Origin of the sequence: Brevibacillus sp. MS2.2 (genome assembly GCF_013284345.1) — a bacterium.
In the GTDB taxonomy this organism is placed as follows: Bacteria; Bacillota; Bacilli; order Brevibacillales; family Brevibacillaceae; genus Brevibacillus; species Brevibacillus brevis_C.
This window is the reverse complement of record NZ_JABSUZ010000057.1, coordinates 22,102-29,799: the sequence shown is the minus strand read 5'-3', so window position 1 is coordinate 29,799 and position 7,698 is coordinate 22,102. Positions and strand designations below refer to the sequence as shown.

The 7,698-nt window shown below is 48.8% G+C and carries 11 protein-coding genes; 1 reads left to right on the top strand and 10 read right to left on the bottom strand.

The features are described from left to right. From HP568_RS28470 to HP568_RS28455, 4 genes are all read right to left on the bottom strand, one after another. Positions 1-529: IclR family transcriptional regulator (locus tag HP568_RS28470; RefSeq protein WP_173630860.1), on the bottom strand; the 529-nt coding region annotated here is incomplete at its 3' end. A gap of 27 nt (positions 530-556) precedes the next feature. Further along, on the bottom strand, positions 557-1,246 hold the full coding sequence (locus tag HP568_RS28465; protein WP_173630859.1) for an amino acid ABC transporter permease: 690 nt from the start codon (positions 1,244-1,246) through the stop codon (positions 557-559). A 65-nt stretch (positions 1,247-1,311) separates the two neighbouring features. After that, positions 1,312-2,124: an ABC transporter substrate-binding protein gene (locus HP568_RS28460; protein WP_048034306.1), complete on the bottom strand. Its 813-nt coding sequence runs from the start codon at positions 2,122-2,124 to the stop codon at positions 1,312-1,314. A 41-nt stretch (positions 2,125-2,165) separates the two neighbouring features. Continuing rightward, complete coding sequence (locus HP568_RS28455) at positions 2,166-2,888, bottom strand: amino acid ABC transporter ATP-binding protein (RefSeq protein ID WP_048034307.1); 723 nt, start codon at positions 2,886-2,888, stop codon at positions 2,166-2,168. Positions 2,889-3,101: 213 nt separating this feature from the next. Between HP568_RS28455 and HP568_RS28450 the strand changes: the two genes are divergently transcribed. Beyond that, on the top strand, positions 3,102-3,701 hold the full coding sequence (locus HP568_RS28450) for a hypothetical protein (protein ID WP_173630858.1): 600 nt from the start codon (positions 3,102-3,104) through the stop codon (positions 3,699-3,701). A 33-nt stretch (positions 3,702-3,734) separates the two neighbouring features. On the opposite strand, the gene HP568_RS28445 is transcribed toward HP568_RS28450, so the two are convergent. The 6 genes from HP568_RS28445 to HP568_RS28420 all read right to left on the bottom strand — a co-directional run bounded on the left by HP568_RS28445 (position 3,735) and on the right by HP568_RS28420 (position 7,697). Beyond that, positions 3,735-4,547 (bottom strand): metallophosphoesterase family protein, encoded by an 813-nt coding sequence (locus HP568_RS28445; protein WP_173630857.1) that lies wholly within the window; start codon positions 4,545-4,547, stop codon positions 3,735-3,737. After that, on the bottom strand, positions 4,544-5,095 hold the full coding sequence (locus HP568_RS28440) for a riboflavin biosynthesis intermediates N-glycosidase (RefSeq protein ID WP_048034309.1): 552 nt from the start codon (positions 5,093-5,095) through the stop codon (positions 4,544-4,546). The genes HP568_RS28445 and HP568_RS28440 overlap by 4 nt, the downstream gene beginning before the upstream one ends. A gap of 21 nt (positions 5,096-5,116) precedes the next feature. After that, complete coding sequence (locus tag HP568_RS28435) at positions 5,117-5,860, bottom strand: YwqG family protein (protein WP_173630856.1); 744 nt, start codon at positions 5,858-5,860, stop codon at positions 5,117-5,119. 85 nt (positions 5,861-5,945) lie between these two features. Further along, positions 5,946-6,296, bottom strand: coding sequence for a DUF6463 family protein (locus HP568_RS28430; RefSeq protein WP_173630855.1), 351 nt, complete (start codon positions 6,294-6,296; stop codon positions 5,946-5,948). A gap of 25 nt (positions 6,297-6,321) precedes the next feature. Continuing rightward, positions 6,322-6,501: a hypothetical protein gene (locus HP568_RS28425; RefSeq protein WP_254551591.1), complete on the bottom strand. Its 180-nt coding sequence runs from the start codon at positions 6,499-6,501 to the stop codon at positions 6,322-6,324. 11 nt (positions 6,502-6,512) lie between these two features. Further along, a complete protein-coding gene (locus HP568_RS28420; RefSeq protein ID WP_048034312.1) occupies positions 6,513-7,697 on the bottom strand; it encodes an ArsA family ATPase in 1,185 nt (394 codons plus the stop codon). Position 7,698: the final 1 nt, after the last annotated feature.

The window sequence follows — 7,698 nt, the reverse complement described above, 5'->3', positions numbered from 1 at the left end:
TTTTCTTGGCTTCACTCAACTGCTCCAAAAATGACGGCTGCTTGTCTGGCGCAAGCTGGGCGGAAACGACTTTTGTAATCGCATCCTGCTTTAAATACGCAAGAATGATTTTGCTAGGGGCGCCGATTGTGAGAGGAATCCGCTCCCCCAGGTTCTCGTCTATGCGTATTTTCAGTGGACTTTCTACTTTTTCGATCGGCATCGAATCTGCCCCCGCCAATACGTTGAGGAAGATACTCTCCTCGACTTCATTCGCCAGCTCCTCCATGAAAGGTCTCGCTACAGCCCGCAGGTTCAGCTTTTCATGCAGGATAAAACCGATTTCCATCCATGTATATCCCGGCTTGTAATGCTTGGTGACTGGGTCCTGCTCAACCAATCCGAACTGGATCATGGATTCGAGAAAACGGTGGAGCGTACTGATTGGTAGACCCGTTGCGCTCGCCAGCTCCGAAATCGGCCAAGCATGTTTTTCGTCTGAAATCAGTACCCGAATAATTTTCATCGCCCGTTCGACTGATTGAACCATCCTTCTTTCGTCCTCCATGACAAAAAGTTACGCTGCCACACTCGTGTTATCTTTCGCTTGTTTATTGGGGGCTTTTCCTTTGGCAAGCCTTGCTTCCAGCTTGTTCACGAAATACGAGAAGATCATGATCAATACGAGATAGTACAAACCGACGACCATGTACGTCTCCAACTGCTTGTAGTTGGAAGCTGCTTCACCGAGACCAGTTCCCCATAAATCTTGCATCCCTACGTAGGCGACCAGCGATGAATCCTTCAACCCGATAATAAATTGATTGCCAAGCGATGGGATCGCCCGACGGAACGCCTGTGGCAAAATGATTCGGCGCATTGCCAACGGGTACGACATACCCAGTGACCTGGACGCCTCCATTTGCCCGCGGTCGATGGACTGGATAGAGCCTCGGAAGATTTCCGCAATATACGCACCGTTATGAACTGCCAGCGCGATGGCCCCTGCCCAAAACTGCGATAGCGTGACCATATTCGCCAAGCCGAAGTACAGAATACAAATTTGCACAATCAAAGGCGTTCCGCGAATGACGGTAATGTAGGTGTGCGCGATGTAGTTCAATGCTTTGGAATCGGATATCCGGAAAAAGGCAATGACAAGACCTACCACACAACCGAGCATGAGGGCAACTGCCGTCAACTGAACCGTGAGCCATGTCGCTTTTAGAAAAAGGGGATAACTGGATAGGAAAATATCAATAATCACGTTCAATCCTCCTCACATGAAGCGTTAAAAAGGGGGGCGTCCATCACGGACACCCCGTTGCCCACTTACTGTTTTTGCAGGATATTGCGGCCAAACCATTTTTGGCTGATCTTTTCATAGGTGCCGTCTTTAACGATTTCGTCCAGCGCCTTGTTGATCCGTTCCACTGCCTCCTGGTCACCCAAGCGCACAGCAATCGCTTGCTCGTCAAAGCTGAGCGGTTCGCCTACATCAATCACTTTTCCGCCGCCTTCTTTAATGAATCGCAAGCCAACTACCTGGTCGGTAATCACTGCATCGAGACGTCCTGTCGGCAGGTCGAGCAAAGCGGTGATATCGCTATCATATTGAGTGATTTTGTCTTCATCGGTCAGTTTTTTCGCCCAATCCAAGTAGTTGGATGCTTTCACGACGCCGATTTTCTTGCCTTTCAAATCCTCTTTGCTCTTGATCGTTGTATTGCCCTCTTGCACGAAAATTTGCGAACCGGAACGGTAGTATGGATTGGTGAACAGAACAGCTTTTTGACGTTCAGGTGTGACAGTCAAGCTCCCAATGACAGCGTCGTATTTTTTCGCGTCCAGACCAGGGATGATCGTTTCGAATGGATTGGTGATCGGCACTGCGTTCATGCCCATTTTTTCTGCCAGCGCTTGTCCGATCTCTACGTCAAAACCAGTCAGTTGCCCGTTTTCCTTGAAGCTAAACGGCTTGTACACGCCACTCATCGCGTACGTAAAATCTTTCTTTCCACCGTCTCCAGAAGCTTGTCCACCTGCTGCCGGTGCACTTTCCTGTGATCCACAAGCAGAGAGCAACAACGAGCCCATCAGAACAGTAGACAACAAAATCCCGGACCATTTTGCACGTTTTTTCATTGGTGATTCCCCCTGTTTTTCATCTCTATATTTAGTGGATTTTAACGGATGCTGCCTAAAAACTGCTTGGTACGATCATGCTGCGGGTTTTCAAAAAATTCTTTCGGTGGTCCCTGCTCCAGAATTTGCCCATCGTGCATGAACACCGCCCGATCTGCTACCTCACGAGCGAATCCCATTTCATGTGTCACGACAATCATCGTCATTCCTTCTTTGGCGAGCTGCTTCATAACCTGTAGCACTTCACCAACGAGCTCGGGATCGAGTGCCGAGGTAGGCTCATCAAAAAGCATGATCTTCGGTTTCATTGCAAGTGCCCGGGCAATGGCAACCCGCTGCTTTTGTCCACCGGAGAGCATGTCCGGGTAGACATCGGCTTTATCCTGCATATTCACTTTTTTCAGGAGCTCGTACGCTAATTGTTTGGCTTCTGCTGCATTCATCCCTTTGACGTGAACAGGTGCCTCGATCAAGTTTTCCAAAACGGTCTTGTGCGGAAACAGATTGAAGTGCTGAAAAACCATACCGACCTCGGCGCGGAACTGATTGAGATTCGTCTTGTGTGGATCAATCTGCTGACCACCGATTCGAATCTCTCCGCTGTCATAAAACTCCAGAAAATTCAAACATCGGAGTAAAGTACTTTTGCCTGAACCACTGGCTCCAAGTAAGACGACAACTTCCTTTTCTTCCACCGTGAGCGTAACGCCCTTCAACACGGTTAACGGGCCAAAAGATTTGACAAGTTGCTTAACCTCAATCATCCTGCTATCCCCCATTTATCTCCCGGATGAAATGCGTATTAGTTTTTCCGAATACCGGAAATGATTTCTGATTTAAATTATAATTATATATTTTCTGATATTCAAGAAAAATATGTTTTATTGAATAAATATTCACGATAGGACTATGGAATAGTTTTCCTTCTCGCGTGGAATGAATAAACGGGAGTGTTTTATACATCAAGGAGGATCGTGATGAAAGTAGCAACGTACTTCTATGTAGGACTCATCATCATTTTTCTGCTCTCCGCCTGTTCGCTGCCAGGTCCACAAGCAGCGCCACCGCCACAGCATGCGGCTCCATCTGACCCTGAGCCGGAAGTCAAAAGACCGACAACAGAGGATATCAAAGGTCGAACTATAAACAATCAGTTCACGGTGCCGATCCCGATCACCGAGACATTTACGTTTACCATTCCTCCTTCTTGGACAGGAAATTACATCGTGGAGGAGTTCTCATCGACGAGGAAGCGTCCCCCTCGCCAACAGCCACTGGAGGGCAAGCTGGATGTACCGACGAAATACGAAGCGCATTTTATGTTCGCTCCCAATCAGCGAAAAGAGGAGCAGTCCTCACTCCTCACCATTTTTGTCATGACGGTACCCCATTGGAATCACCTGTCCAAAATGGAAGGACCTCCGCTGGGTGATGTGCTGGCACAAACCCATGGGCTCGTCTACGCTGTCTCCTTACCCCAGTCCAATCCGTATGACCCCGCAACTCCGGACGGCAAGCTGTATGGGCAAATGGTCATGTCGCTTGATCAGGTAAAAAATGCGTTCTCCGTTCAGTAAATAGAAAAAAGTGGTTGGCAGCGCAACGTCTGCTCAACCACTTTTTCGCGTAAAGACAAATAGCTTCCCATCTGCGTTCAACACTTGTGTCCCTTGGGCAAGCTCGATCCAAGACCGCTCCCAGTGTACATGCCCACAACAGACGAGTACGGGAGGATGCTGCTGCAAGCACTCACGAATTTCAGGCAAGCCTTGCAGATCCAATGAAGGCTCATCCGGTCCTTGATGAAGCAACAAAATGTCAGGCTGCTTGCGAAGCAGCTCCCGCATCCCTTTCAGGAACTCCTTCCTTTCCCTCCGATTCGGTTTATCCGCACGACCTACGATTCCGCCCAGGCCTGCAATACGGAGCTGGCTGACTTGCACCATTTCAGGATCATTGATTACGGTGATGCCTGCCATTCCTTGAAGCTCTGCGAATGAACCCGAGTCAAACAAATCGTGATTGCCAACAACCCCGACCACAATTCCAAACTCGCGTTGAAAAGCCTGCCATACGGAGGAGGGATCGCCGCTACTTCCCCGTTTCCATGGATCGGCATACAAGTCTCCGCATAACAAGACCAGAACGCGTTCCCTTGAAATGGTTGGCTTTTCAATTTCGAGTAACAGTGAAACCATCTCTGGCAACGCTTCGCCAAGCAGTACCTGCTGCCCGTGCCAAGACTCTATCACCCCTTGCAGATCGGAAGTAATGATGATCGCATCATAAGCATCGGGAATATTCGCCATTTCCCCAAAAAAGATTGGCAACTTGTTCAGAACAACCCCTTTGCCATTCGCGCCCGCTGCTAGATAGGGAACCTTTTCGACGGGTTCTTCTCCAATTTTGGTGATCTGGATCACGAACGCAACTGCTCCCTGACTGCCATCAATGCAAAACCGAGCAGATTTTCTCCCCGCCACTTTTCGGGCTGTTCCGCATGCGGATGATCGTGGGCCATCCCGATCCCCCATATTCGGTCATAAGGACTCGCTTCGACAATGATGCGGTCACCTGTGTCCAAGAGGTATGCTTTCAAATCGGCATGCTGGCTGAATTTTAACAGGTTTGCCTGGCGAACGATCGCCGTTTTGTTCGCATTCCACACAGCCTCGTCAAAGGAATGAACCTTTCGTCCCAATTCCTTCGCTTGTTTTGGATGGCTTTTCCTGAGTATTTCATCACGAATGGCAAGATCACCGAACAGTTCAGCCTTTTTCGCCATCATGTAATGCTCAGCGGTCAAGTACGTGATGCCATCCTCTACAAAAGCAGCAGGATACCATTGGCTGAAGCATGATTTGTCGATAGTGCCTGATTCCTTCTGTGTATGTCCCCAAAAGAACAAGTATTTCACTCTGGTCTTTTGCGACTCTTTGATTACGCTTTGGACGTCATGTATGTGCTCCATTGTTGTATCCCCATCTTTCTTTTATAGACAATCCCATGTATACGAAGCCTTTGAAAAATCCAGACGAAGCAGATCCTCCCGGCGAATGAAGAAGTTGCCCACTCCGCTATCTCCCCACGAGACATAATAATCGTAGTTGTCGCCTTCCATATCCAGTTGAAGGAGCAGCTCCCACCCATTCTGATTCACATTTTCTTGGGTAAAGTAGGGATATCCACCGATCCGAGACCCGCTTGCATCGGCGAGGTCCCAATATTTCGAGTAAGCCACTTCATCCTCATTGCTAGGAAGCTGAAAATTCACCGCCTGTGGATCTCGATAAGGGACGTACTGCGACTCTAGTTTTCCTGTCAGCTTGTATGGTCCGCCCAAAACGGGACTGTACAAGTCGGGGTCCTCTGGTTGGAAGGGGTCTATTTCCTGTGTGTCAAAGACCTCTTCAAAATGAAGCACTTGAAAGGATTGGTCGATCAATCCGAACGTATCATCCTCCTTGACAAAAAAACTGGTCAATCCACGAGCGGGATAGCCATCGAGTCGCGGCATTTGCGCCCAGTTGATTTGTGCGAGAAACAAGTAGTCTTTCCCTTCTTCATCCTGTGGGTATGGCATTTGTGGCGGCAGCCAAGGCTTACCGCCAACCTTACTATCCGTTAAGGTAGCCGCTTCTTTTTTCAGCGTGAGCTTGATGGATGACTTTGCGGATTTTTGGATGTGTTCCAAAAACTCTGGGGTCCATTGGTTATTGGCATCTAAGAAGTTCATGAAAATCACCTCGGATATTGAAACATATGGAAAATGGTTACATTCATTTTATCTGAACCATCTACCTATCCGCAAATTTCTTACATCACTTGCGCAGCAGGATGCCTGCCTGTGGTAAGGCTAGCCAGAAGCCCGATACAGGCATGGCAATCACCCCGACCACGCATATGCCAAGAATCGTCCACCCGAAGGCAGCCGGCGGCTCCATTCCCTTCTTTTTCATCAGCCAATCCGCCATATATCCGAGCAACATCAACAAAAAACCAAACATCATAAACCAGAAAGCAGCATCTTCTTCTTGCCCTACCGCATTCCAAAAGCCGTTTGCGACGATCTGCTGAAGCGGCTTTGCGTAGAACAAGAGACCGACAACCGTATGCAGCAGTCCTGTCAGGATAAGAGTGAAACCCATTTGGCGCTTGATCCCATTTACCATTTCATTTCTCTCCTCTCACATTGGCCTATTCCTTGGAAATGTTGATTTTATGAGCTCTCGGACGTTCCTGTTCATCCTGTAACGCATCGATAACACTGTCTATCACTGACCGCGATGCGAGTAGCCATTCCTTGCAGGCATTTTTCACATGTCGTTCGGTTCCATGCTGTTCCATGTTCCCGAGAATCGTCAGCACCCTATTCAATCCACTAGGACTCAATGTTGGGCAGCCCCTTCCCTTGCGCTAAAACGAATGATTAGCCGATCTTCCGCATATTTCGCTCCCGTAACCTGTCGTCCCATTAATACGCGTGGCAAGATGACTTTTCGCTTGTAGGCACCTGCATTTACGGTCAATTCATCCCCTGTTTGCGTTAAATCCAAGGCTGCTTTATCCACAAAAGGAATCATCAGCTCCAACTGCAACTCGCCGTCCACTTCTCGAATCAGTTCCGTCCTGCCCTGATAAAGCTTGGCGGATGGGTCCTCTTTTCCAAAAACGATATCAGCCAATTCTTCTAGAACAGGCAGCCCAATCACTTCTTTTGGCATCATCGGTGCTTTCAAAATCGGGAGCGGTTGAAAGTTTTCCACGATTTCGTTCTCATACTTTCGTTGCAGCTCTCGCCAGTGGGCAAAAAACCCCTCTCCCGCTTCATCCGGAAGCACCCGATTCACGATGATGGCATCGGTATTGAATCCGAACAAATTTAAGTACGTAAACGAGCGCTTTGCTTCCGCAAGCACCATTTTTTCCGGGTTTACGACGATCCTCACTGATGTAATCTCCGGGTCCAAAACAATGCGTTGCATGTCCTCCAGCCCCCGTGCGAGCTGTTCGACGCTGTCTAGCACATCATCAGAAGGAAGCTCTACTTTGTTGACAATCTTGGCCACTGGGCGAACCAGTTTGATCAGCTTGCGCTCCGTCGGAAAAATTTTCTCCAACCACCAATTCAATACGTTCGGATAACTGAGCAGGCGCAGTGTTTCTCCGGTTGGGGCACAGTCTACTACCAGGACGTCGAATTGCCCACTCATGGCGTGTTCCTTGATCTGTAGCAAACTGAACAATTCCTCCATGCCAGGAAAAACGAGCATCTCCTCCGTTGTAATATCAGTCAACTGTGCTTTGTCGAGCAATGTTGTCAGCCATCCCTGTACTGCCCCCCAGTTGCGCTCGGTTTCCCGCAAGCTGTTTACTTCCTGGCCCCATAAATTTTCGCTGATTGGTACGGGGTCTGGTCCGATCACAGTCCCCAATGAATCAGCCAAACTGTGTGCGGCATCCGTACTGAGAACGAGCGTCCTCTTTCCCTGCTTTGCCAGCTTAACAGCCGTTGCTGCTGCAACACTCGTCTTCCCAACCCCACCTTTGCCGGTGTAAATGATGATTCTCATC